This window comes from Gordonia sputi NBRC 100414 (assembly GCF_000248055.1).
GTDB lineage: Bacteria > Actinomycetota > Actinomycetes > Mycobacteriales > Mycobacteriaceae > Gordonia > Gordonia sputi.
In genome coordinates this window covers 1-23,970 of the sequence record NZ_BAFC01000044.1, presented here as the reverse complement: position 1 = coordinate 23,970, position 23,970 = coordinate 1, and the positions used below count along the sequence as shown (strand labels likewise).

General features: G+C 64.7%; 21 protein-coding genes. 12 read left to right on the top strand and 9 right to left on the bottom strand.

Annotated features, from left to right (window positions below; translation table 11 throughout):
- From GOSPT_RS05910 to GOSPT_RS05900, 3 genes are all read right to left on the bottom strand, one after another.
- A partial coding sequence (locus GOSPT_RS05910; protein WP_005204048.1) for an ABC transporter permease occupies positions 1-633 on the bottom strand: 633 nt, incomplete at its 3' end.
- A gap of 202 nt (positions 634-835) precedes the next feature.
- A complete protein-coding gene (locus GOSPT_RS05905) occupies positions 836-2,089 on the bottom strand; it encodes an acyl-CoA thioester hydrolase/BAAT C-terminal domain-containing protein (protein ID WP_005204047.1) in 1,254 nt (417 codons plus the stop codon).
- Positions 2,090-2,111: 22 nt separating this feature from the next.
- A complete protein-coding gene (locus GOSPT_RS05900; protein WP_141630816.1) occupies positions 2,112-2,294 on the bottom strand; it encodes a hypothetical protein in 183 nt (60 codons plus the stop codon).
- Between GOSPT_RS05900 and GOSPT_RS23570 the strand changes: the two genes are divergently transcribed.
- The 3 genes from GOSPT_RS23570 (at position 2,293) to GOSPT_RS24260 (ending at position 5,046) form a co-directional block, all read left to right on the top strand.
- Entirely contained in the window at positions 2,293-2,589 is a 297-nt protein-coding gene (locus tag GOSPT_RS23570; protein ID WP_141630815.1) for a hypothetical protein, read from the top strand. The genes GOSPT_RS05900 and GOSPT_RS23570 overlap by 2 nt on opposite strands.
- A gap of 371 nt (positions 2,590-2,960) precedes the next feature.
- The gene (locus GOSPT_RS05890) at positions 2,961-3,746 is read left to right on the top strand and encodes a TetR/AcrR family transcriptional regulator (protein WP_005204041.1); all 786 of its coding nucleotides are present in this window, start codon (positions 2,961-2,963) and stop codon (positions 3,744-3,746) included.
- A gap of 85 nt (positions 3,747-3,831) precedes the next feature.
- Entirely contained in the window at positions 3,832-5,046 is a 1,215-nt protein-coding gene (locus GOSPT_RS24260) for a DUF5685 family protein (protein WP_039854975.1), read from the top strand.
- A 25-nt stretch (positions 5,047-5,071) separates the two neighbouring features.
- Here the strand turns inward: GOSPT_RS24260 and GOSPT_RS05880 are convergent, their stop codons facing one another.
- Complete coding sequence (locus tag GOSPT_RS05880) at positions 5,072-5,863, bottom strand: dioxygenase family protein (protein WP_005204039.1); 792 nt, start codon at positions 5,861-5,863, stop codon at positions 5,072-5,074.
- A gap of 32 nt (positions 5,864-5,895) precedes the next feature.
- Positions 5,896-6,981, bottom strand: coding sequence for an EamA family transporter (locus GOSPT_RS05875; protein WP_168431258.1), 1,086 nt, complete (start codon positions 6,979-6,981; stop codon positions 5,896-5,898).
- A gap of 39 nt (positions 6,982-7,020) precedes the next feature.
- On the opposite strand from GOSPT_RS05875, the gene GOSPT_RS05870 reads away from it, so the two are divergent.
- From GOSPT_RS05870 to GOSPT_RS05855, 4 genes are read left to right on the top strand one after another with little or no spacing between them, the layout of a single operon-like run.
- Positions 7,021-7,563, top strand: a complete 543-nt coding sequence (locus tag GOSPT_RS05870) for a CGNR zinc finger domain-containing protein (protein ID WP_005204037.1) — start codon at positions 7,021-7,023, stop codon at positions 7,561-7,563.
- 53 nt (positions 7,564-7,616) lie between these two features.
- Positions 7,617-11,207, top strand: coding sequence for a transcription-repair coupling factor (gene mfd, locus GOSPT_RS05865; protein ID WP_005204036.1), 3,591 nt, complete (start codon positions 7,617-7,619; stop codon positions 11,205-11,207).
- A complete protein-coding gene (locus GOSPT_RS05860) occupies positions 11,204-11,968 on the top strand; it encodes an amidohydrolase family protein (RefSeq protein WP_005204034.1) in 765 nt (254 codons plus the stop codon). Before mfd ends, GOSPT_RS05860 begins: the two co-directional genes overlap by 4 nt.
- Entirely contained in the window at positions 11,965-12,858 is an 894-nt protein-coding gene (locus GOSPT_RS05855; protein WP_005204032.1) for a nucleoside triphosphate pyrophosphohydrolase, read from the top strand. Before GOSPT_RS05860 ends, GOSPT_RS05855 begins: the two co-directional genes overlap by 4 nt.
- A 183-nt stretch (positions 12,859-13,041) precedes the next feature.
- On the opposite strand, the gene GOSPT_RS05850 is transcribed toward GOSPT_RS05855, so the two are convergent.
- Genes GOSPT_RS05850 through GOSPT_RS05835 form a run of 4 tightly spaced genes read right to left on the bottom strand, consistent with a single transcriptional unit; the run spans position 13,042 to position 17,274 of the window.
- Positions 13,042-13,749 (bottom strand): type 1 glutamine amidotransferase, encoded by a 708-nt coding sequence (locus tag GOSPT_RS05850; protein ID WP_005204029.1) that lies wholly within the window; start codon positions 13,747-13,749, stop codon positions 13,042-13,044.
- A gap of 22 nt (positions 13,750-13,771) precedes the next feature.
- A complete protein-coding gene (locus GOSPT_RS05845) occupies positions 13,772-14,434 on the bottom strand; it encodes an aromatic-ring-hydroxylating dioxygenase subunit beta (protein WP_005204027.1) in 663 nt (220 codons plus the stop codon).
- Positions 14,431-15,741 carry an aromatic ring-hydroxylating oxygenase subunit alpha gene (locus GOSPT_RS05840; protein WP_005204026.1) on the bottom strand — a complete coding sequence of 437 codons (1,311 nt, stop codon included), beginning with the start codon at positions 15,739-15,741 and terminating at the stop codon, positions 14,431-14,433. Before GOSPT_RS05840 ends, GOSPT_RS05845 begins: the two co-directional genes overlap by 4 nt.
- Before the next feature lie 36 nt (positions 15,742-15,777).
- Entirely contained in the window at positions 15,778-17,274 is a 1,497-nt protein-coding gene (locus GOSPT_RS05835; protein WP_005204024.1) for a glutamine synthetase family protein, read from the bottom strand.
- 138 nt (positions 17,275-17,412) lie between these two features.
- Here GOSPT_RS05835 and GOSPT_RS05830 point away from each other — a divergent pair, with 138 nt between their 5' ends.
- From GOSPT_RS05830 to cysC, 5 genes are all read left to right on the top strand, one after another.
- Complete coding sequence (locus GOSPT_RS05830) at positions 17,413-18,336, top strand: MurR/RpiR family transcriptional regulator (RefSeq protein ID WP_005204021.1); 924 nt, start codon at positions 17,413-17,415, stop codon at positions 18,334-18,336.
- Between the two features lie 161 nt (positions 18,337-18,497).
- Positions 18,498-19,979: a sulfatase family protein gene (locus tag GOSPT_RS05825; protein WP_005204019.1), complete on the top strand. Its 1,482-nt coding sequence runs from the start codon at positions 18,498-18,500 to the stop codon at positions 19,977-19,979.
- 91 nt (positions 19,980-20,070) lie between these two features.
- Entirely contained in the window at positions 20,071-20,856 is a 786-nt protein-coding gene (gene stf0 / locus GOSPT_RS05820; protein ID WP_005204018.1) for a trehalose 2-sulfotransferase, read from the top strand.
- The gene (gene cysD, locus GOSPT_RS05815; RefSeq protein WP_005204017.1) at positions 20,853-21,800 is read left to right on the top strand and encodes a sulfate adenylyltransferase subunit CysD; all 948 of its coding nucleotides are present in this window, start codon (positions 20,853-20,855) and stop codon (positions 21,798-21,800) included. The genes stf0 and cysD overlap by 4 nt, the downstream gene beginning before the upstream one ends.
- Positions 21,800-23,746 carry an adenylyl-sulfate kinase gene (gene cysC, locus GOSPT_RS05810; RefSeq protein ID WP_005204008.1) on the top strand — a complete coding sequence of 649 codons (1,947 nt, stop codon included), beginning with the start codon at positions 21,800-21,802 and terminating at the stop codon, positions 23,744-23,746. The genes cysD and cysC overlap by 1 nt, the downstream gene beginning before the upstream one ends.
- The last annotated feature ends 224 nt before the right edge of the window (positions 23,747-23,970 follow it).

The following is a 23,970-nucleotide window of genomic DNA, read 5'->3' as shown; positions in this document are numbered from 1 at the left end:
GGAGATGGTGAAGCGGCCGAGGAGAACGAGCAGGGCGTCGAAGACCAGAGCGATCAAGACGATGAGAATGGTTCCGGTGAGCGCCATTTCGAGTGCATTCGCGCCACCGAGGCGAGATAACCCGTTGAAGATCAGCGATCCGAGGCCCGGTCCGAGGACGTAGGCGACGATGGCGGCGACTCCGACGATCATCTGGGTCGAGACCCGAATTCCGGTGAGGATCACCGGCCATGCGATCGGTAACTCGACGCTCAGCAGAATTCGCCAGCGGGACAATCCGATTCCCTGCGCTGACTCGATCACGCTTGCCGGAACCGAACGTAGACCCACGATTGCGTTACCGATCACGGGGAGCGCCGCGAAGAACGCGAGCATGATGAACGACGGCACGACGCCGAGACCGAACGGGACGATCAGCAGAGCAAGCAGTGCGAGCGAGGGGATCGTCAACGCCACGCGACTCGACGTCAGCGTCAGTGCCGAACCCAGCGGGCGTCGGTACACCAGCACCGCGACGACGATCGCGACCACCGTGCCGACGAGAACCGTCTGGAACGCCAGAGACGCGTGCTGATAGGTGAGGAACGTCAGGTTCGCAGCGTGTGCGTGGATGTAGTTCCACAAACTGCCCACAGCTATCCCCTCGTCGTGGTGAGCGTTCGGAGAGAACTCAGCCTACAAAGCAACCGCGACTCTTGGGTGATTCCCGGAAATCCGTGTCGGTGTGTGCAGGTGGCAAGCGTGTGCGCTGGCCTGCTGACCGGCGCCGACGTCCCTGAGGTTCGTCGGCGGACGTCGGCGTCACGTTTTGATCACGGTGAGTAAAAGGAGTCGATCAGGAAAGGTGCTGATTCAGGAAAGCCAGTGTCCGCGTCCAACAGTCCCGCTGTGCCGTGGCGATATGGCGCGGCTCGCCGCCCCCGATCAGCGAGGCCGACCGGGTGACCGTCGTGGGAATCGCGGGCGGGCGGATGAAGTGGCCCGCCCGGGGATAGATCAGCAGTTCGTCGTCGGCTGCGTGGGTGGCGTGCTCGTCGCTGCGGCGTCGAATTATCTCGTGTGCCATGTCGGCAGCCGGATAACACTGGTCGTCGGTGCCCGCGGCGACCAACATCGGGCACTCGATCTTCTCCACGGCTATGGTCGCGGCCTCTACAGCCGAATGATCCCGCAGGCCTGCGGCGTATGCGGCGCGGGTCGACAGCGCCATCGACGAGCGCCCGTGAGAGATTCTGCGGCGCAGGAGATTCACGGCGAGCTGTCCGAGCAGTCGCTCGCTGCGCACGGGGACGTACGGCAGATCGGCGCCGCCGTGGGTGAGGGCGGAGACCTTCTCGGGAGGGCCGTCGCGGCGGAGTGCCTGGAACACGACGTGGCTGGGAGCCACCGCGACGACTGCGCGAGCGCGGGTCCCCATTGTCACCATCGTCGCCAGTGCTGTCTGCACACCTACCGACGACGCGTGGAGCGCGATCATGTCCTCGTCGACGTAGGGCAGAGCGGCGAAGCATTCGATGCCCGCGGCGATGTTCTCCGTGGCTATTCTGCTGAACGAATCGGGCAACCCCGGGCGCTGAGTGTAGAAGAGGACCGCCGCGACATAGCCGTGAGCGGCGAGCAGCGCGGCCATCGCTGTCACCGACCTGGTGACCATCGTTCCGGGGAACACGACGATTCCAGGTAGAGGGTAGTCAGCTGACTCCGGACGGTAGATCTGTAGCTGCCATCCGTCGCCTCGCCGTTGTTCCACCGTGTGCTCGCGTCCCCACGTACGAGGGACCGTGACCTTGTCGCTGGACGTACCGTCGGATACCGAGACGGTGAAATCCAATGTGCCGTCGCAGGATTCGAAAATATCCGAGGAGCTCGGGTTGTCGGCGAGCCGCATGTCCCACCACGGTAGGTCTGGATCGGTGAGGTCTATCCGTCCGTCTTTGCCGAGTCGATGGGTGCCGCGGGACCGCCAGTGCGATCCCGCGGCGTCTACACCATCGACAACGAGTTCGACCTTCTCCGCTGGTGTGTCGAACACGTTGAACTCGATGAGCGAGTCGACGAGCCCGTCTGCCGTGTCAACACTGATTCGCATGAGGATCAGACTCGGGTGCGATTCACGACAACACGTAGGTGGCGATCATTCCCGGAGCGGGACGGATCAGGGTGGCCCTCACGGATTCACCGGGGGAGGCTTTACTGCCGGAGATATCGGTGAATCCGAGAATGTGGCTCAGGGAGGCTGTGAAATTCACCACGGCGGAGCGGTACCTGTAGGTGTAGGTGACAGTGACGCCCATGGCCACAGGGTTCGACGTCCAGGCGCGTACGACGGTCTTTCTGCCCATGCCGAGCGAGGCGGGTGGCGCATCGATCTATCGGAAGTCCATCGAACTACCCGCACCGACGCTGGTATCGGGGAATCGTTTCAGGGTCAACGGCATACCGGTGTTGTTGGTGATCACCAGGACGGCACTTGAACCGCCCCGCGGGATCGGCGTGGCCTCACTCTTCGCGGCGGTGGCCGTTGTCAGGCCGACGATCATCGCGGTCACGGCGATCGACATGCCAAGTACCCGGAGCAGGCTTCTGTGAGGTCTCATGGTTCATCCTTCGTCTCTCGTCGTCCGTTGCCACGCGCTGAATACGGTGTCTCACTACGGGCGATGTATCTGACCGTAAGAAATCCGCCCACTCGGCATAAGTCCGAAATATGGGGGGTTTACAACTGTGGAAGAGGTGGGTAAGTCGAAACCGACGAGAATAGGCGGCTGCGCATTTTCGTGAGGTGAATGTGTGTCGAATCCGTGGATGTGTGTGCTGCAGCGCCCACTTCCTTCGATATGACACACAACCTCGGTGAGCTGAGTGCGTGTGTCTTCGGGCCGGCACAACCACGACCTGCGCATACACACATGCTCGAGAGTCAGGTCGAATGGGCGTGGGCGATCTCGTAGGGTGGCTCCATGGCCGTCAGCCGTCCAGCGAATTCCAGTACCGGTGAGGTCAAGCGTGCGCCACGGGCCCGCATGACCGGAGCGCAACGTCGTCTGCAACTGATCGAGGTCGCGCGCGGTCTGTTCGCCGAGCGCGGCTTCGAGGGCACCTCCATCGAGGAGATCGCGCAGCGTGCCGGGGTGTCGAAACCGATTGTGTACGAGCACTTCGGAGGTAAGGAAGGTCTCTACGCGGTCGTCGTCGACCGTGAGATGGAGACGCTGCTCGAGATGATCACATCGTCGCTCTCCAAGAATCGGTCGTTGTACCGCATTCAGCAGGTGGCGTTGGCGCTGCTGACTTATATGGAGGAGCGTACCGACGGATTCCGCATCCTCGTACGCGGCGACAGCGCGTCGACGAGTGACAACGCGACGTACGGCAGTCTTCTCAACGACGCCATCAGCCAGGTCGAGCACATCCTTGCCGGCGATTTCGAACGACGAGGATTCGACCCGAAGCTGGCCCCGATGTACGCACAGGCGCTCGTCGGCATGGTGTCGGTGACGGCGCAGTGGTGGCTCAACGTCCGCGAACCGTCGAAAGAGGTTGTCGCGGCCCATCTGGTCAATCTCTGTTGGAACGGACTCACCCGCCTCGACCCCGACCCCGAACTCGTCGGGCCGGATTACGTCGAACGCAAAGAGCGGACGGTTGCCGACGCGACATCTGCGCCGGTGTCGGCTGAGGGGCCGTCTGTCCCGGACGGGTCGGCTGCCCCTGATGAGCTGGGCTCTTCCGAGGAAGAAGCCTGAACTCGCAGAGCTCACCTAGTGCGCGCGAATGACCCCCCGCGGGGTGCGCGTTGGCGTCGACGGTCCGGCGTGCTGAAATCAGCCGGTGTTCGGACTCCTCACCCCGTGTCGCCATACGTTGCCCGACGACCTCCTCACGCAGTGGCAGGCACACCTGTGTGGCCTGTGTCTGTCATTGCGTGACGGACACGGCCATCCCAGTCGACTGACGACCAATACCGATGCAGCGATGGTGTCGATTCTCGTTGCAGCACAGCGCAATACGACGCCGTCGACGACGCGTGCCGGCCGCTGCCCGCTGCGCGGAATGAAATCGGCTGAGGTCGTCGCGGTCGGTGATCCGGGACTGCGCCTGGCCACCGGGGTCTCGTTGACGCTCGCCGCGGGCAAGGCTGCCGACGTCGTCGCAGAACAGCGGTCCGGGCTGGCGCCGCCGTCGCGGGTGCGTCGCGTTGTCGCGGGAGGGGTTTCCGCGGCGTTGCGACGTCGCGCCGCCGACGACGGCGATGTGGCGCGCCTGCTCGATGTCGACTCCATGCTTGCGCGGCTGTCGGGGCAGGCTGAGGTCGAATCGAGGTCGACGGACCTCGACGATCTGCTTCGCGCGTCGTCGGAGTCGGCGGCTCGTGTATTCGCTGCCACGGCCGACATCGCGGGTGCTCCCGAGAATCGCGAACATCTCGAGGCGATCGGCGCCGATTTCGGTCGGCTCGCGCATCTGATCGATGCGATCGACGATCTCCCACAGGATCGCGAACAGGGGGAGTTCAATCCACTCGACGCTTCGGGGACCACCGTCGGCCAAGCCCGTGCGGAATGTCGGCTCCTCGTCTGTGCGATCGTGCGGCGCTACGCCACGCTCGAACTGGTCGACGACAGATTGCTGCGTGCCGTCCTCATCGACGGGCTGCGCCATGCGGTGCTTCGACGGATGCCGCATCGGCGTTCATGCGCGGTACACGAACCTTCGGCTGCCGAGCCACTCCTTCCCGAGCCATCACTTCCTGAACAGCCGTCGGTTCCCGAACAGGCGCCGCCGCCGGGATATCCGGAAGGATGGCCGTTTCCGCCGCCGTTCAGTCCGGACCGGCCCTTCCACGAGCGTCTCCTGCCGTTTCTGGGCAACTCGTGTTGCGGGCCCGCGTGCTGCACCGACCACTGGAATCACTGCTCGGACACGTGGAAACCCGCGCTGTGTGACTGTAACGATTGCTGTGCCTGCGACAAGTGCTGTGCTTGCGACGATTGCTGTGACTGTGGCGATTGTTGCGATTGCGGCGACTGCTGTAGCTGTAGCTGACCGCGTCGCTGGTGAAAGGTCGATGTCAGGCCAGCACGAGTGACCGCTTGGCCAGGCCCATCCAGAACCCGTCGATGACCTGGTCGGCCTGCTGCTCGGGGTCGTCGCTGGCGCCCAGCGCGACGAAGAGCGGCGCGAAATGCTCGATCGTCGGGTGGGCGTAAGGCATTCCCGGGGCGGTCCGTCGAAAATTGATCAGGGAGTCGACGTCGCCGGCGGCGAACCGCTCACGCGCCCAGGCGTCGAACTCCGACGACCAGCTCGGCGGCGCGGCGTCGGGCGAGGGGTCGGTCAGATATGGCAGCCCGTGCGTCGTGAAACCGGATCCGATGATGAGCACTCCCTCGTCGCGCAGCGGTGCGAGTCGACGCCCGAGGTTCAGCAATTGTGCGGGGTCGAGTGTGGGAAGCGAGATCTGGAGCACCGGGATGTCGGCGTCGGGGTACATGATCGTCAACGGAACGTACGCACCGTGGTCGAGGCGGCGGTGGTGGTCACGGGCGATTGCGGTGCCGTCGGGCATCATCGCCGCGACTCTCTCCGCGAGATCGGGAGCGCCGGGCGACCAGTAGGTGGTGCGATAGAAGCGCTCGGGAAATCCCCAGAAATCGTAGGTCAGGGGAGTGGTCGGGTCGGTCGAACCGATCGTCAGCGGCGCGGCCTCCCAGTGCGCCGACACCACGAGGATCGCCGAGGGGTGGTCGAGTGTGGTGGACAGGTCGGTGAGCTGGGAGACCCAGCGTTCACTGTCGACGAGGGGTGGAGCGCCATGACTCAGGAACAGCGTCGGCTGGCGGGTGGGCTGAGGGGCTGACATGCGGACATCGTATCAACCGGACCGTGGTCCGGTTAAGTTTCGCGCGCAGACGTTGCTGCATCGTTGTCGGAGGTCTTGGCTTCGGCGGCATTGTCGTCGGGGAACTCTGGCACGTGGCTCAGGGGTAACGGTTCGCCGATGGGCGCGGTCGAGGTGCTCGGTTCACCGATCTTGGCCGCGATGACCCCGACGACAATCAGGACGCCGCCGACGATCTGGAGAGCCGCCGGGATCTGATCGAGCAGGAGCGCGGCCCATACGACCGCGGCCAAGACCTCGACGAGCGCGAACATCGAGGCAAGCCGCGCGCCGAGTCTGCGCGCGGCACCGATGCCTGTCAGGTATGCGGTTGCCGCGGTGACGAGCCCGAGCGCAGCCAGCACCGTCCACGCCGGTGCGTCGAATCCGGCGAAGTGGGCCGTCGAGTCGCCGATCGTCATCGGCAGTGCATGTACGAGGCCCAGCAGGCCGAGAAGTGTTGCCGCGAAGACCATTCCGCTCGCGGCGAGCACCGACGGCGGTAGTGAATCGTTCTCCTTGGCCGAGATGATGAAATAGCCTGCGGCGCCCAGCATTGCGCCACCCGCCCACAGCGCGCCGATGGGGCTCACCGAGGCGCCGCCGACGAGGTCGAGGACTCCGATCAGTCCGACGCCGCTCACCGCGATACCCGCCAGCGCCCACCTCGATGGCCGTTGGCGGTGGATCGCCCACATCCACGCGACCACGACGACGGGGGCGGTGTACTCGATCAGCAGGGCGGGTCCGACGTCCATGTGCTCGATGGCGGAGAAGTAGCAGAACTGCGCGACGGCCATGCCGAGGAATCCGTAGAGCGCGATCGTCCTGCCGTGGTCGCGGACCAGCGTCGTGGCCGTCGACCAGCGCAGCGCCGAGATTCCGCCGAGGTCGCGAATGGCGAACGGCAGCAATGCGAGACCGCCGATGCCGATGCGGATCGCGACGACAGCGCCCGCGCTCCACCCCGCGGTCATCAGCGGGGTGCCGAGCGCGCCCGACAGCCCGAAACTTGTTGCCGACACCAGTGCCAGGATCAGGCCGGCGCGTCTGCGGGACGCCGCGTCGGACTGAGTGCGGTCATGGGTCATGGACGTCATGGGTAATGACGCTAGCGGCGGTCTTGGTAAGGTGTCAACGTGGTTTTCGGTGATGACGTCGATTTGGCGCTGCAGGCGGCGGTTGCGCTCGCCAATTCGGCGCAGGCACCCGAGACCCTGCGCTCGATCGACGACCTCGACACGTTCTGGGACCACTACGGCTATACCGGCCGACATGACGGTGACCAGCGAGAACTCGACGCGGTGTCGGCGATCCGGCCCGCGCTGCGAGCGCTGCTCATCGCCGACCGCGACCGCGCCGTCGAGTTGGTCAACGAGATCCTGAGCAGACACCGAGCCGTGCCGCGGCTGGTGCGCCACGGCGACACGGACTGGCACCTGCACGCCATCGACGACGACGCGCCCCTCGCCGACCGGATCATGGTCGAGAGCGCGATGGCCATGATCGACGTGATCAGGGCCGACGACATGTCGCGGTTGTCCGTCTGCGCCGACGCGGGCTGCGAGGGCGTCGTCGTCGATCTCTCTCGCAATCGGTCTCGGCGGTACTGCTCGACGGCCTGCGGTAATCGCAACGCCGTCGCGGCGTATCGCGCGCGGCAGGCGGCCGTATCGGACTAGCGGCATGCTGCGGCATCTGTCTGGTGGATTAGCTGTGCCCTAGAATTGCCGAAGTGTCGTCTACTCCCGCCCTTCACGGACTCGCATCCCTCGCCTGCGCGGACACGAGCATCGCGGCACTGCGTGACCATCGCGACGATCCGCAGCTCGCGATCACAGCCCCCGACGCCGCCCGGCCGTTCGTGGTCAGTTGTCTCTCCGAGGTCGCTGACGCGCCGATCCTCGTTGTCTCGGCGAACGGGCGCGAAGCCGACGATCTGACCGCCGAACTGCGCGAGCTTCTCGACGACGAGTCCGCGGTGGCGCAGTTCCCGTCGTGGGAGACGCTTCCGCACGAACGGCTCTCGCCGAGTGCCGAGGTCGTCGGTCAACGGCTCGAGGTGCTGCATCGGCTGGCGCACCCGGGCGACGCGCCTCTGCGCGTGGTGGTCACCACCGTCCGGTCGCTGGTGCAGCCGATGGCGCCGGGGCTGGGAAGCATACGCACCATCACGTTGCGAGAGGGCATCGAGCTCGACTTCGAAGGCTTGCTCACCGATCTCGTCGAGATGGCGTACGAGCGCGTCGACATGGTCGGTCGGCGTGGCGAATTCGCCGTGCGCGGAGGCATTCTCGACGTCTTCCCGACCACCGCCGATTTCCCTGTGCGAGTCGAGTTCTGGGGCGACGAGATCTCCGAGATGCGGGCGTTCTCGGTGGCGGATCAGCGCAGTCAACCCGAGGTCGACGCGTCGGTGGTCCTCATTCACCCGTGTCGCGAGTTGCTGCTCACGCCGCCCGTGCGCGAACGTGCGGCCGAACTCGCCGTCGACAACGCCGACGATCCCTCGCTCGTCGAGATGCTGAACTCGCTCGCCGAGGGTATTCCGGTCGCCGGAATGGAAGCGCTGACACCCGCGCTCGTCAACGGCGAGATGCAGTTGCTGACCGAGGTGCTTCCCGCCGGGACCCGCGTGCTCGTGCTCGATCCCGAGAAAGTCCGTACGCGCGCAGCCGATCTCGCGCAAACCGGTGCCGAGTTCCTCGAGGCGTCGTGGAACGCCGCCGCGATGGGAGCCACGGCGCCCGTCGACACCCGCGAGATGTCGGGTCCGACGGGAATTGATCTGCAGGCCAGTGCTTATCGACCCCTCGACGACGTCGAGAAGACCACGCTTGCGACGGGTCGGTCGTGGTGGACGATGAGTCCGCTGTCCGCGGGCTTCGGTGAGGAATACGAACTCGACATCACCCCTGGCCCGACGCCGCACGGCGACGACGAGGAAATCCGGATCGTGTTCGCCGGACTGCGCGCGCATGTGACCGCGGGCAACACCGCTGCGATCGTGGTCGCGGGCAAGGGCACCGCCCAGCGTGTGTGCGAGCGACTCGCCGACGCTGAGGTGCCGCACGCGCTCGCCGACGAGGGCGCGCGACCCGAACCGGGCACAGTGTCGGTCTTCAACGGCACGCTCCGACACGGAATCGTCAGTCCCAGTGCCGGATTGGTGATCGTGACCGAGACCGATCTCACCGGCAATCGCGTCGCCAGCGTGCGTGACGGAAAGCGGCTGCCCGCCAAGCGTCGCAATCAGGTCGATCCGCTCGCGCTCACCGCGGGCGACCTCGTCGTGCACGATCAGCACGGCATCGGCAAGTTCGTCGAGATGATCGAACGCACGGTGTCGGGTGCGCGGCGGGAGTATCTCGTACTCGAGTACGCGGCGTCGAAACGTGGGCAACCCGGCGACCGGCTCTATGTGCCGATGGATTCGCTCGATCAGTTGTCGCGCTACGTCGGAGGCGAGCAGCCGTCGTTGTCGAAGCTCGGCGGCTCCGACTGGCAGAACACGAAACGTAAGGCGCGCAAGGCTGTTCGCGAGATCGCCGGCGAGTTGGTCCAGCTCTACGCGGCGCGGCATGCGGCTCCCGGCTACGCCTTCAGTCCTGACACTCCCTGGCAACGCGAGATGGAGGACGCGTTCGACTTCACCGAGACCGTCGATCAGATGACGGTGATCGGCGAAGTCAAAGACGACATGGAGAAGTCGGCTCCGATGGACCGCGTGATCGTCGGCGATGTCGGTTACGGCAAGACCGAGATCGCGGTGCGCGCGGCGTTCAAGGCCGTGCAGGATGGTAAGCAGGTCGCCGTTCTGGTCCCGACAACCATTCTCGCGCAACAACATCTGCAGACGTTCACCGAGCGTATGTCGGGGTTCCCGGTGCGCATCCGAGGTCTCTCGCGGTTCACCGATGCCAAGGAGTCACGCGAGATCATCAAGGAGATGGCGACGGGCGAGGTCGACATCGTGATCGGCACGCACCGGTTGCTGCAGACCGGCGTGACGTGGAAAGACCTCGGCCTGGTGATCGTCGACGAGGAGCAGCGCTTCGGCGTCGAACACAAGGAACACATCAAGTCGTTGCGCACGCACGTCGACGTGTTGACGATGTCGGCGACGCCGATTCCGCGAACGCTGGAGATGTCGATGGCGGGCATTCGCGAGATGTCGACCATCCTCACTCCGCCGGAAGAACGGCATCCGGTGCTCACCTACGTCGGCGCGTATTCGCCCAAGCAGGTGGCGGCAGCGATTCGCCGAGAACTGTTGCGCGACGGTCAGGTCTTCTACGTTCACAATCGGGTGTCGACCATCGATAAGACCGCCCGCGATATCGCAGCGATGGTCCCCGAGGCGAGAGTTGCTGTGGCACATGGCCAGATGAACGAGGATCAACTCGAACGCACCGTCGCCGGTTTCTGGAACCGCGAGTTCGACGTGCTGGTGTGTACCACCATCATCGAGACCGGTCTCGACATCTCGAACGCGAACACGCTCATCGTCGATCGCGCCGAGAATCTCGGTCTGTCGCAGTTGCATCAGTTGCGCGGACGCGTCGGGCGAAGTCGTGAGCGCGGTTACGCCTACCTGCTCTACAGTCCTGAAAAGCCGCTCACCGAAACGGCTTACGACAGGTTGGCGACGATCGCGCAGAACAACGAACTCGGCGCGGGCATGGCCGTGGCGCTCAAGGACCTCGAATTGCGTGGTGCCGGAAACGTTCTCGGTGCGGAGCAGTCCGGACACGTCGCCGGTGTCGGATTCGATCTGTACGTGCGCCTCGTCGGCGAGGCGGTCGAGGCATACCGCGCCGCGGCAGACGGTTTGCCCGTCACATCGTCGGAACCCGGCGAGGTCCGGATCGACCTGCCCGTCGATGCGCACATCCCGGTCGAGTACGTCGACTCCGATCGGTTGCGCCTCGAGGCGTATCGCAAACTGGCGTCGGCGACGTCGGACGACGAGGTCGACGGCGTGATGTCGGAACTCACCGACCGTTACGGCGAACCGCCCGAGGAAACCCGACGGCTGGCGTCGATCGCGAAACTCCGTCTGCGAGCGCGTGAACGGGGAGTCACCGAGATCGGCACCACCGGAACGAGCGTGAAGGTCGCGCCGCTCCCACTGGCCGACAGCGAGCAGGTGCGCCTCAAACGCCTGTACCCCGCGGCGTCGTATCGGGCGACCACATCGGTTGTCACGCTACCGATTCCGCGCACCGGAGGCGTCGGATCGGCGCGCCTGCGCGACGACGAGGTCATCGAGTACCTCGCGACATTCCTGCGCAACCTCAAGCCGCTCGAGCAGGCTGACCGATGAGCGCGCGGGAGATCTTCGACGCGCACTTTCACATCATCGATCACGCGTACCCCGTCGTCGAGAACAACGGATTTCTTCCAGAGCAGTTCGGGGTGCCCGAGTACCGCGCACGTACTGAATCGCTCGGGATCGTCGGCGGCGCAGTGGTTTCCGGATCGTTCCAGAAGTTCGACCAGACGTATCTGCTCGCTGCGTTGGAGCAACTCGGTCAGGGATTCGTCGGGGTCACGCAGTTGCCGGCCACTGTCACCGATGAAGATGTCGTCGCATTGACTGCGCGTGGGGTCCGTGGCATTCGGTTCAACGTTGCGCGAGGGGGTTCGGCATCACTCGACGAACTCGACGCGTTCGCCAGACGTGTCCACGACGTCGCGGGCTGGCATACCGAGTTGTACGTCGACGCAGCACATCTCGACGAGCTGACCGATGTCATCGCCCGCTTACCGGCGGTCAGTATCGATCATCTCGGATTGTCGACGGAGGGACTGCCGGTTCTGCTGTTGCTCGTCGAACGCGGAGTACGGGTCAAGGCAACAGGATTCGGTCGGGTCGAACTCGACGTTCCGTCGGCGATTCGACAGATCATGGCGGTCGATCCGACAGCCCTGATGTTCGGAACCGACCTGCCGTCGACCAGGGCGCGTCGACCGTTCAGTGATGACGACGTAGACCTGCTCGTCGCCGAGGTCGGAGAGCACGACGCCGAGGCGGTGCTGCGCACCAACGCCGAACGGTTCTATCGCGTGGGGGAGTTGCGTTGACGGTCGTGGTGCTCGATCCGCAGCAACCAGGTGTTGTCCCAATCGCGGCGCGGGCAGTGCTGGTCGGAACCGTGCTGGTGACCGAAGACGTGCCCGCGTCGGTGCTGTGGGAACTCGACCACATCGTCACTGCGGCAGCCGACTCCGACTCGTCGCTCACCCTGGTCACGACGGACGCGCAGCATCCGCTGGTACGTCGGCGGATCGCAGACGGAGACGACGTCGTCGAAGTGGAACGTCGGTCGGGGGCGAGCCTGCTCGACGCGGTCGCGCTGATGGACACGCTGCGCCGAAACGGACCCTGGGAGTCGACGCAGACGCACGCGTCGCTGCGGCGGTACCTGCTCGAAGAGGTCTACGAGTTGCTCGATGCCCTCGACGGTGACGACCAGGAGAACCTCCGGGAGGAGCTCGGCGACCTGCTGCTGCAGGTGCTGTTCCACGCGCGGATCGCCGCCGACGACCCGGTGGCCCCCTTCGACATCGACGACGTCGCGCGGAGCTTCGTCGACAAGGTGCGTGGCCGCACCCCGGGCGTTCTGTCCGGCGAACACAGCGACCTCGAGACTCAGATCCGTGAATGGGAGGAGCGCAAGGCCGCCGAGAAGCAGCGCGGCTCGGTGCTCGACGGCATCGCGACGACGGCCCCTGCGCTCGCACTGACGCAGAAGGTCCTCGAGCGCCTGACCGCCGCGAACTACCCCGTCGACACCATCGACCCCGCGGTGCTCACCGTGACGATCGAGATCGGCGACGACAGCGTCGAAGCCGCCGCGAGGGCAAGGACGCTTGCGCTGATGGAACGGGTCCGTGACGCGGAGGCCAGTGCTGCAGCTGCAGGCGCGACGCTCGGCTCGCGCGAGGCGTGGGAGTCGTTTCTCGCGCGGTGAGGTCGACGCTGCGGGGGTTCCGAGCTGCGCGGCCCCGCGCGCGCTGCCTAAATGTGTGTCGAATTGAAGGATGTGTGTGCTGCAGCACACACATCCTTCGATACGACACACATTCACCCGCGACGACGCACGAACCGAGCGCCCGGATATACCGGCATGAATTGCTGTGGTGCGCGTAGATCGTCAGGCGACCGGCGCCGTCACGCCGGCGTGAATCAGGAAGCGGCCCAACAACTCGTCGGCGTCGGCCGCAGCCGCCGCCGCGCGCCGGCGGATGTCGGCGGCCACTGCGGCGATATCGACTCCCGACTCGCCGATTGGGCGCTTGCGTGTCGTGAAACCGATGCGCCACGCGTCGAAACATTCGGGGGTGATCTCGGGGTGGAATTGCAGGCCAAGATGTCGTCGGACGGTGAATGCCTGGACGTTGTGCTCGGTGCGGGCAATCACCTCGGCGTTGTCAGGAGGGGTGATCGTGTCGTGGTGGAACTCCATCCACGGTCCCGCAGAGACGAGTTCAGGTCGCGTGGTGTCGATTTCGGTAAAGCCGTGCTCGGGTCGGGGACTCGGCGAGACCGATCCGCCGAGGGCGCTGGCGAGAATCTGTCCGCCGAAGCACACCCCGAGGATCGGTACGCTCGCCGCGTCGGCCTGCTGCAGGAATTGTCGTTCGGGCGCGACCCAGTTCAGCTTCTCGTCGTAGACGGAGTCGGGTGAACCGGTCACGCAGATGAACGCGAGACCGGCCAAGTCGACCGAATCGAGGTCGTCGACTCCGACGATCTCGACGGTAAAGCCGCGATTCTCCATTGCGGGCAGCAGCGACCCGAGAATCGTCCTCTGCTCGTCAGGAATCACGCCATGCATGACGGCAAGTGCTCGCTGTCCCATGCGTCGAGGCTACCGTCGTCCGTCAGATCAGGAACGTGAGGTTGTGATGGCTGCGGTGTCCGTCGACGAGGCAAGAGATCTTGCGATCGATCTTCAGTTCGCCGTCCTCGCGGATGAATACGTGTCCCATCCAACCCGGGACGGCTTGCAGAGTATGCCCGTCGCGCATCTCGTGCACGATGAATTGCGAACGAATCTTGACCTCGTCCGGGTTGTCAGTCGCGATGCGCACGAAGCCCGTGTTTACGTGTGTCGTGTAGGAGGGTGGCAGCTGCGAATAGGCAACTCCGGTGCGAAGCCAGACGATACGGTCGCCCATTCGACGGCGGTCGTCGAAAGCGATGGTGACACGCTTCTGAGGATCGCCTGCCTCGGGGTCGGGCATGTCGCGGACCGCCGGGACCCAGTACAGACACTGACGGGAATAGAGCTGGTACCACTGTTCGAAAGCGCGGCGGTCGAGTAACCAACTCTCGTGCAGGACAAGCGCTTCGTAGGCGTTGCGTTCCTCGGGCGTGAGAGGTGTGCCGACTGTGTCCCATTCGACGAGATCGTGCCGCAGCTTGGCGTAGTAGTCGTCGTCGATGTAAGTCGATTCCAGACTGTCGCGCAGGATCGTGTCCAAGGCGTAGCGGACGACGGGATCGTCGACATTGCGGTGCACCCCCATCTCGGGCGCGTTCATCGGGCAACCAGCTTCGTGTCGGAGGTCATCAGCTTCTTCCAGTACCGCCAGAAGGCTCGGATTGGCAATTCGTCGGTGATCAGGCCGGTGAGATTGCCGTTGGCGTCGAGGGTTTCGGTGTCGGTGTCGATGTGACGGTTGGTGACCACCCATTCCATCTCTTCGATGCCCAAACCGACCTGGCACTCTTCGAAGTTCGCGAGGTCGTCGGGTTCCCCGAACGCGGGGAAGTCTTCTTGCAGTCGAACTCTCAGCGAGTTGATCTCGTCCGGAAGGTCGGGTGCTCGCAGACTTGTCGAGTACCAGACGATGTCGGTGTCGGCGACCGCCAACGGTTCGATCACCTGGATCTGGTTACCGATGATCAACAGATTTGGAAAGATGTTGAGATTCATCCCGGACCCGACGACGACATCGAGGGCGGCCTTGGCGGCAGCGTCGTCGAGCTTGGCGCGGACCGCATTCGCGTACGGGTTCTGGCCGGGCATTGGGGCTGCGGAATCCCAGTAACTGTCGATCTCAGCTCGCTGATCGAGGAAGGTGTTGCCGTTGCCGAGATCGGTGACCGTTTGCTTGCCGGCGTCGGTGTCCCCGAGCGCCCACTGCATGTCGACGCCGACGCCGTATCGCTCTTTACGCATCCGCAGCAGCGATGCGTGGGAGAACCCAGGGTGGTATCCGTCGGCGGAGTTGTCGTAGATGAGCTTCCAATTCCCCTTGCAGTTCAGGCGGGTCTCGCCGTGCCGCACCACCAACTCGGCGCCGGGCCAGCGGTCGAGCCACTGGTCGATGTAGTCGGTGACACTGCCGAGATGTGTTGCGAGATCGCTGATCTCTTGGTTCAGCGTCCCGAAGATGAAGCCCCGGTAGGAGTCGACGCGCAGCCGGCCGAGACCGAGTTCATCTCTGTTGAAACTTGCTCCGTAGCCCTTGTGCATCGGGACGCCGGTGAGTTTGCCGGTGTTGTTGAAGGTCCAGTTGTGATACGGGCACATGAAACTACGTGCGTTGCCCGAATCGGTGCGGCACACCGTCGCACCCCGATGAGTACAGCGGTTGATCAGTCCGTGAATCTCACCGTTTCGGTCGCGGGTGACGATGATCGGTCGCAAGCCGAGTTTCCGGCGGACAAAATCGTTCGGTTCGGGGATCTCACTCTCATGGGCGAGGTAGGTCCAGGTGCCGCCGTACACGCGGTTCATCTCGGTGACAAAGATCTGCGGGTCGGTGTACATCGTGCGGTGGACACGCAGATCGGTCACGAGTTCGTCGAACGGTGACACCGACGTTTCGGTGGTGTTGGTCATTGATGACACTCCAGAGAGGTTGTGGGAGAAACGGTCTCAGTACTTGGTGAAGTACTCGCGGTGTTCCCACTCGGTGACCGCGTCGGGATTCTGTTCCCATTCCGGCTCGGCCTCGAGGAACCTTCCGATCTCGGAAGCCTTCAGTCCGAGAAGCCAGTCGACGAAAACATTCCCGAAGGTGTCGCGGAAGAACTGGCTGCGCTTGAGCTCGTCGACCGCTTCCATGAGTGTGACAGGCAGTTTCGGGCGATCGGTTGCGCTGTAGGGGTCGGCTTCCACGGGACCTGGATCAAGGTTGCGCTTGATTCCGTCGAGCCCGGCCGCGATCTGGCAACCCAGGTACAGATAGGGATTCGCAGTCGGTTCCCCGACGCGGTTCTCGATGTGCGACGACGGATCGCCCGGCCCGCCTTGCACACGACACATCGCGGCGCGGTTGTCGTGACCCCAGGTCGCGCGATCGGGGGCCAGCGAGTAGGGACGACGGCGTCGATACCCGTTGACGCTGGGTGTGGTGAATACCGAAGCGGCGCAGGCATGTTCGAGTAGACCCGCGACAAAGCTACGGCCGATGGGCGACAGGAGGCCGTCGGACCCGGCGTCGGCGACGAACAGGTTGTTGCCCTCGGCGTCGGTCAGGCTTTGGTGCAGATGCCAACCGCTCGCGCAGAATCCCGGCAGGCCGGGTGCGGTCATGAAAGTTGCGTGCAGGCCCATGCGTGCGCTGACCTGCTTGACCATGGACCGGAACAGCGTCATGGTGTCTGCGGCCTCGAGGGCGCCCTGCACGTCGAAGGTGAACTCCAACTGGCCGGGGCCGAGCTCGTCTTCCATTGTGCGCAAAGGCATGCCGAGTTCTTCGGCATACTCCGCGATTGTTCCGAGAAAGTCGTCGATGGCATCCATCTGTACCTCGGACTGATACGCGTAACCCTTGCCGATGGTTTCCACTTCCGGAGGTGCGGGCGGGCTACCGAGCGCGCCGCTGTCCTCAGGCGCCAACTTCGGGTCGACGACGCGCGTGATGTAGAACTCGACCTCCAGGCCGGCGACGAAGGTCATGCCCTCGGCGGCGAGGTCGCTGATGACGTTCTTGAGTTTGTGGCGGGCGTCAAATGGTGCCGGTGTCCCGTCGTTGAAGTACATGTCGCCGAGAATCCAGCCGGTGCCCGGTGTCCAGGGCAACTCCCGAAAGGTCAGAGGGTCGGGGACGAGGACCAGGTCGGGAAAGCCTTCCATTTCGACCATGTCGAGGCTGCCGCCCTTGGTAAACGGGTTGAACGCGATGTTCTCACCGGAATCGAAATTGTATTGTGCCGAACTGAAGTCGAGGGCATTGCGCAGTGTTGAGAGGAATGTGTTGGGTAGCAGCGTCTTTCCGCGAAGCTTGCCCTGTGGGTCAGCCACGCTCACGCGAATGGTCTTGAACTCCTTTGCCTTGACGCGTGTGGCGATCGCATCAGCGGCTGCGTGTTGTTCGGGTGTCCACAGGTTGTGGCGGACGATGAAGTCGCGGGGAGATGATTCGGACATGAGAACCTCCGGGGTACGGCAAGGACAAGGGCTGTCGGCGACTGCGATGACGTAGACGTTATGTTCGTTACGTGTCGAAGGGGTGACGTAACGAGTTAAACGTATGTAACGCGGGCTACGGCCTCTAAACTGCGAGGTATGACGGAGTTCGCGACGCTCGAAGGAACCGTGGCACAACGGATTCGCCGTATACGGCATTCGCTTGCGCCCGGCGAGATGCGCGTGGTCGAGGCTCTCGTCGAGTCGTACCCGACCGCGGGACTGGTGCCGATCGCGCAACTCGCCGCGGAGGCCGACGTCAGCGCGCCGACCGCGTTACGCCTTGTCGGCAAGCTCGGATTCGCAGGTTACGGCGCATTTCAGGAGGCGCTCCGCGCCGAGGTTCAGACTCGGTTGTTCTCACCGGTTGCCGTTTATCCGGCGGCAGACGAGGCGGGCGAAGAGTCGATGTTGACCGCGGCGTCGACCCTCTATGGCGACGGCGTTCGCTGGACGATGACCAATCTTCCGGTCGACGAAGTACGCGAGACGGTGACCGCGCTGGCCGACGCGTCACGACCCGTGATCGTCTCCGGCGGCCGATTCAGCTCGGTGCTCGCTACACAGCTCGCGCGCTATCTGCACATGCTCCGACCCGGAGTCCATGAGGTCGAGCCGACGTCTGGTGATCTCATGGCTTCGCTCATTGACGTCGACGAGAGGACCATCGCCGTCGTCTTCGATTTCCGTCGGTATCAGCAGTCGACTATCGACTGGGCGCTGGCGGTGACCGAGCGGGGTGCTCAGCTCGCGGTTGTCACCGACATGTACTTGTCGCCGCTCGCGTCGAGTGCGAATGCCGTCTTTCCCGTCAGCCACTCCGGCCTGGGTCCGTTCGATTCGATGGCGCACGGATTCATGCTGGTCGAGTTGCTGGTCTCGCTTGTCGCCAAGGAGCTCGGCGAACCTGCCCGGGATCGGCTCGCGGAGTTCGAGCAGCTGCAATTGGCCGAGGAACAAGAACGCCGACAGACGGGTAGAGCGCGCGCGCATGTGAAGAATGAGCCGAAGGGTTCGAGGTAGGCGGAAGCGCTACATCCGGTCCGGCGCGACTCCGAAGGCCTGCCGCGAGCATTGCACTCACGCTGATTTCATCCCGTCGTGCTGGCGCGGTGAGCCCAGGTGGACAGCCTCGGCGTGCCACCCGCCACCACGTGCGGAAACGGCGGGTGCATCATGGGTAAATGCCTTTCGACAACACCGGCAGCGCCTCAGGCCCCACGCGGGAGAACGTCATCTTCGTGCACTGGCACGACCTCGGGCGTCATCTCGCGTGCTACGGGGCCGACGGTGTCGAGAGTCCGAATATGGATGCTCTGGCGTCGGAGGGCATCCTGTTCACCGACGCCCACGCCACTGCGCCGCTGTGCTCACCGGCTCGTGGGTCGCTCTTCACCGGGCAGTACCCGCATCACAACGGACTCGTCGGCCTTGCGCATCACGGCTTCGAGTACCGCGACGGCGTGCGGACGCTGCCCTCCCTGCTCGGCGATGCCGGGTATCGGACCGTGCTGTTCGGCATGCAGCACGAGAGCTCCGATCCGCAACGACTCGGCTTCGACACCGTCGACGTCTCCGACTCCCGATGTGACCACGTGGTCGCCGAGTCGCAGCGCTGGCTGCGCAGGTACGTCGAGCGAACCGCGAATGAGCAGACGGCCCAACCGTTTCTGCTCACCGCAGGCTTCTTCGAGACCCATCGCCCCTATCCCGTCGATGAGTACAAGCATCCCGACACCTCGGGCATCGAGGTACCCGGCTTCCTTCCCGACACCGACGACGTGCGCGAAGATCTCGCGGGCCTGCACGGAAGCATCTCGAAGGCCGACGACGCGGTGGGGCGCCTCCTCGACACCGTCGCCGACCTCGGGCTCGACCACAACACCTGGATCGTCTTCATCACCGACCACGGTCTGGCGTTCCCGCGAGCAAAATCGACGCTCTACGCGGAGGGGACAGGCGTCGCGCTGATCGTGCGGCCACCGACGGGGCGCGCGATCGAACCGCGCGTGTACGACGACCTGTTCTCGGGTGTCGACCTCACTCCGACGATTCTCGATCTCCTCGGCCTTGAGGCCCCTGCCGACGTCGACGGTGTCTCGCATGCCCCCGAGATCGTGCGCAACGCGCAGGAGCCGATACGCGGGGCGGTCTTCACGGAGAAGACCTATCACGACGCCTACGACCCGATCCGGGCGATTCGGACAAAGAAGTACAGCTATATCGAGAACTACGCGCATCGCCCGGCGTTGCTGCTCCCGCTCGACATCGCCGACAGTCCGTCTGCGCGGTCGATCGACGCGTCGGTCATCACAGCGGAGCGGCCGGCCGTCGAACTCTACGATCTCGACCACGATCCGTGGGAGCGCACGAATCTCGCCGACGATCCGGATTTCGCGCACGTCCGCGCAGAACTCGCGGCACGGTTGGCCCAGTGGCGTGCCGACACTCACGACGCGCTTCCGGACGAGAGCGCGGGGACTGCCATCGCGGATGAGTTCATGACGCGCTACTTCGAACAAGCCGTCGAGACCCCACCCGACGAGCAGGCACTTCCGTCGCGGCGCCCGCTCGGACGTGAGCGCGATCTCACCGGCGAGATCCAGCAGGGCGAGGTCGACGACGAGGCTCGCCGATCTGCTGATGCACCCAGCGCGCAGGGCTGACACACAGACGTCGAGTTTTGTAAATAGTTTGGACCGTCGAGCGCCTAATTGCCCAGGTTGCGGGCGGTTTCGGGCTGGTTAAACTGAGCGGGTGCCGCCAGTCGACAACTACCTCGTGTGCGCCAGTCAGCGCAGCGGGAGCACCCTCCTCGTCGAGTCTCTCGCCGAGACGGGGGTCGCCGGGACTCCCGAGGAGTTCTTCCAATACTTCCCCGCGACATCACAAGCGCCGCAACCACGTGAATGGTTCGCGGACGTCGACGACCCTGCGATCATCGAGGCTCTCGACGAACTCGACGACGGCGTCGTCGACACCAGAACCTCCGCACAGTGGCGCGACGACGTCTTTGCCGCTGGCCGTTCGTCGAACGGCGTGTGGGGCGGCAAACTGATGTGGAATCAGACGCCCCTGCTGATCTCGCGAACGCGGACCGGGTCGGGTTCGCTGCGAACCGCGATCCGCACACTGTTCGGCGACGATCCGCTGTACGTGCATGTCTACCGGGAAGACGTTGTGCCACAGGCGGTATCGATGTGGCGCGCGGTGCAGACACGAGTATGGCGACACGACGGCGATGCCGCCGAAGACTCGGCGGTCTACAACGCCGAGGGCATTGCCCACCTTGCCGAAATACTTCTGGCGCAGGAGAAGTCGTGGCGCGAATGGTTCGCTGAGGAGGGCATCGAGCCCCTCGACATCGAGTTCGGCGAACTCACCAAGGACCCGTCGGGCACCACCGCGCGTGTTCTCTCCGCGCTGGGTCAAGACCCTGCGCTGGCGCCGCCACCGCCGTTGAAGCCACAGTCCAATGCCCGCTCCAAGGAGTGGGTCGAGCGGTACCGCGACGACGCGGTGCGGAACGGATACCCGCAATGACCACGCAGATCGACGCCGCAGCCGACCTCGACCACGTATCCGCGTTGCGGGTACTCGAGTCCGAGGCTGTGCACATCATTCGCGAAGTGGCGGCAGAACTCGAACGTCCAGTGCTGCTGTTCTCCGGTGGCAAGGACTCCATCGTGCTACTTCGTTTGGCGGAGAAGGCATTTCGCCCACACCCGCTGCCGTTTCCGGTCCTGCACGTCGACACCGGACACAACTTCGACGAGGTGATCGAGTTCCGCGACCGTCGGGTCGCGCCGACCGCCGACAACCCCGACGGAATCAAACTCATCGTCGCATCGGTTCCCGACGCCATCGCCGCGGGACGCGTGGCGGAGTCGACCGATCCGTCGGGTTCGCGTAACCGGCTCCAGACTCGCGTGCTCCTCGACGCGTTGGAGGAGGGCCGGTTCGACGCCGCGTTCGGCGGTGCCCGACGCGACGAAGACCGCGCGCGTGCCAAGGAGCGGGTGTTCAGCTTCCGCGACGAGTTCGGCCAGTGGGATCCGCGCGCTCAACGTCCCGAACCGTGGTCGCTCTACAACGGGCGAATCCGACGCGGCGAATCGGTTCGTGTGTTCCCACTGTCGAATTGGACCGAAACCGACATCTGGCGCTACATCGAACTCGAGGACCTCGACCTTCCGCCGATCTACTATGCGGCCGAGCGCGAGGTGTTCGACCGTGACGGCATATTGCTCACCGTGTCGCCCTACTCGCAGCCGGATTCCTCCGACGATGTCAGCACGGAGTGGGTGCGCTACCGCACGGTCGGTGACCTGACGATCACCGGCGCGGTGCGCTCGCGTGCGACAACGATCCCCGAGATCATCGAAGAGATCAGTGCCGCAACGGTATCCGAACGCGGTGAGACCCGCGCCGACGATCGCACGTCGTCGGCCGCCATGGAGGACCGCAAACGAGAGGGTTACTTCTGATGACCGAGACCGTGACCCGCGATCCTTCCGAGGATGCGCAGCGAAGCGAAACCCCATTGGGGACAGGCGTTCCCACGCGTCGACGGCAGATTCTGCGTCTGGCGACCGCAGGCAGCGTCGACGACGGTAAGTCGACGCTCATCGGCCGCATCCTGCACGACACCGGCTCACTGCCGACAGATCACCTCGAGGGAGTCACGTCCGACGACGGCGACGTCGATCTGGCCGCACTGTCCGACGGCCTGCGGGCCGAACGTGAGCAGGGCATCACCATCGACGTCGCCTACCGGTTCTTCTCGAGTCCCACACGTAGCTACGTGCTCGCCGATACCCCGGGGCATGAGCGCTACACCCGCAACACGTTCACCGGAGCATCGAACGCTCATGTCGCGGTATTGCTCGTCGACGCACGAAAAGGCTTGCTACGCCAAACCCGTCGGCATGCGCGTATCGCCACGTTGGTCGGTGTCCCGCACATCGTCGCCGCGGTCAACAAGATCGATCTCGTCGACTTCTCCGCCGAGCGATTCGCAGAGTTGGTCGCAGACCTCAACGAACTGGCCACGAATGTCGGTGCAGCGGAGATCACCGCGATCCCGGTCGCGGCGAAGCTCGGCGACAACGTCGTGAACAAGTCGGAGAACACGCCCTGGTACACCGGCCCGACACTGCTCGAATACCTGGAGGGTATCGAGCTGCACGCGCCCAATCCCGTTGCGCGCGAACTGCGTCTGCCCATCCAGTGGGTGTCTCGGCCGGGAGCCGACGGCAAGCGTAGTTACACCGGTCGCGTTGCCGCGGGAACCCTCGACGTCGGCGATCCTGTTCTCGTACTGCCGTCGGGATCACGCACCACCGTGACCGCGCTCGACACGCTCGATCCGGCTCGGCCGACAGCCGTTGCGCCGCTGTCTGTTTCGGTGCAGTTGGCAGACGACATCGACGTCGGCCGTGGCGACGTGATCGTCAGCGGGGCCGAGGATGCGCATCTGCCCGTGGCCGCACGCGAACTGTCGGCGACGGTCTGCTGGCTGTCGGAGACTCCGCTCCACGCGGGCGATCGTGTCGCGCTCAAGCAGGGTGCGTCGACGGTACGCGCGACGGTTCAGGCGCTCGAGCGCAAACTCGATCCGGAGACACTGCTCGAGCAGGTCGGGCCGTCGGAGTTGGCGCTCAACGACATCGGCACACTCACGCTGCGGACGTCGTCGGTTGTGGTTGCCGATCCGTATGCGAGCAACCGCGACACGGGCGCGTTCATCCTGATCGACGAGGCGTCGAACGACACGGTCGGTGCGGGAACGATCCTCGAGCCGCGCGAGGTGATTCCGGGCAAGGCGACCCGCAACGACATCAAGTGGCACCCGAGTGCGTTGAGCCGCAACGAGCGCTGGACCAAGACCGGCCAGCGCGGAGCGACGGTGTGGCTCACCGGCCTACCCGCTTCCGGTAAGTCGACGGTTGCTGTCGCGCTCGAACGCGAACTGGTGAATCGTGCCCGCGTCGCCTACCTCGTCGACGGCGACAACATCAGGCACGGGATCTCCGACGATCTCGGCTTCTCGCCCGGCGACCGCGCCGAGAACATCAGGCGCGTAGGGCATCTCGCGCGTCTGTTCGCCGACGCCGGGGTGATCGCGATCGCGTCGATGGTCTCGCCATTGCGGTCCGACCGCGAGATCGCCCGCGAACTGCACGACGCCGCCGACCTCGACTTCATCGAGGTGCACGTGTCGACGCCGGTCGGGGAGTGCGAACGCCGCGACCCCAAGGGCCTCTACGAACGCGCGCGGCGTGGCGAACTCAAGGGACTCACGGGAGTCGACGCGCCATACGAGAAGCCCGAGAACCCCGACCTGCGCTTCGACACCACCGGCGCCGACATCGCAGAACTAGCCGGCCGCGTCGTCGACGAGCTGGTCCGCCGGGGCGTCCTGGCCGAGTGATCTCGACAGGCTCGATCAGCGGGCGGTCGGGGTAGTCCGAGAGCGCGGGAAGCGCGGCGAGGCGCAGGAAGTAGGGGAAGGGTGTCTTCCGTGGCTTTCTGCGCGGGGCCGTCGGCCTGAGCCAGCGCGCAGAAACTAGGGGAAAGGCTCCTTCCGCGTGTTGTGTGGGTTTTCTCGGGATGTGTCGCGGGGAAACCTCGGGAACTGGGGGAAAGAATCCTTCC

Excerpts from the sequence above, each read along its gene's own strand:
- GOSPT_RS05905 (WP_005204047.1), bottom strand. The coding sequence starts at position 2,089 with ATGCGAATCAGTGTTGACACGGCAGACGGGCTCGTCGACTCGCTCATC.
- GOSPT_RS23570 (WP_141630815.1), top strand. The coding sequence starts at position 2,293 with ATGGCCACAGGGTTCGACGTCCAGGCGCGTACGACGGTCTTTCTGCCC.
- GOSPT_RS05900 (WP_141630816.1), bottom strand. The coding sequence starts at position 2,294 with ATGGGCGTCACTGTCACCTACACCTACAGGTACCGCTCCGCCGTGGTG.
- GOSPT_RS05890 (WP_005204041.1), top strand. The coding sequence starts at position 2,961 with ATGGCCGTCAGCCGTCCAGCGAATTCCAGTACCGGTGAGGTCAAGCGT.
- GOSPT_RS05880 (WP_005204039.1), bottom strand. The coding sequence starts at position 5,863 with ATGTCAGCCCCTCAGCCCACCCGCCAGCCGACGCTGTTCCTGAGTCAT.
- GOSPT_RS05875 (WP_168431258.1), bottom strand. The coding sequence starts at position 6,981 with ATGACGTCCATGACCCATGACCGCACTCAGTCCGACGCGGCGTCCCGC.
- GOSPT_RS05860 (WP_005204034.1), top strand. The coding sequence starts at position 11,204 with ATGAGCGCGCGGGAGATCTTCGACGCGCACTTTCACATCATCGATCAC.
- GOSPT_RS05850 (WP_005204029.1), bottom strand. The coding sequence starts at position 13,749 with ATGGGACAGCGAGCACTTGCCGTCATGCATGGCGTGATTCCTGACGAG.
- GOSPT_RS05845 (WP_005204027.1), bottom strand. The coding sequence starts at position 14,434 with ATGAACGCGCCCGAGATGGGGGTGCACCGCAATGTCGACGATCCCGTC.
- GOSPT_RS05840 (WP_005204026.1), bottom strand. The coding sequence starts at position 15,741 with ATGACCAACACCACCGAAACGTCGGTGTCACCGTTCGACGAACTCGTG.
- GOSPT_RS05835 (WP_005204024.1), bottom strand. The coding sequence starts at position 17,274 with ATGTCCGAATCATCTCCCCGCGACTTCATCGTCCGCCACAACCTGTGG.
- GOSPT_RS05830 (WP_005204021.1), top strand. The coding sequence starts at position 17,413 with ATGACGGAGTTCGCGACGCTCGAAGGAACCGTGGCACAACGGATTCGC.
- GOSPT_RS05825 (WP_005204019.1), top strand. The coding sequence starts at position 18,498 with ATGCCTTTCGACAACACCGGCAGCGCCTCAGGCCCCACGCGGGAGAAC.
- cysD (WP_005204017.1), top strand. The coding sequence starts at position 20,853 with ATGACCACGCAGATCGACGCCGCAGCCGACCTCGACCACGTATCCGCG.
- cysC (WP_005204008.1), top strand. The coding sequence starts at position 21,800 with ATGACCGAGACCGTGACCCGCGATCCTTCCGAGGATGCGCAGCGAAGC.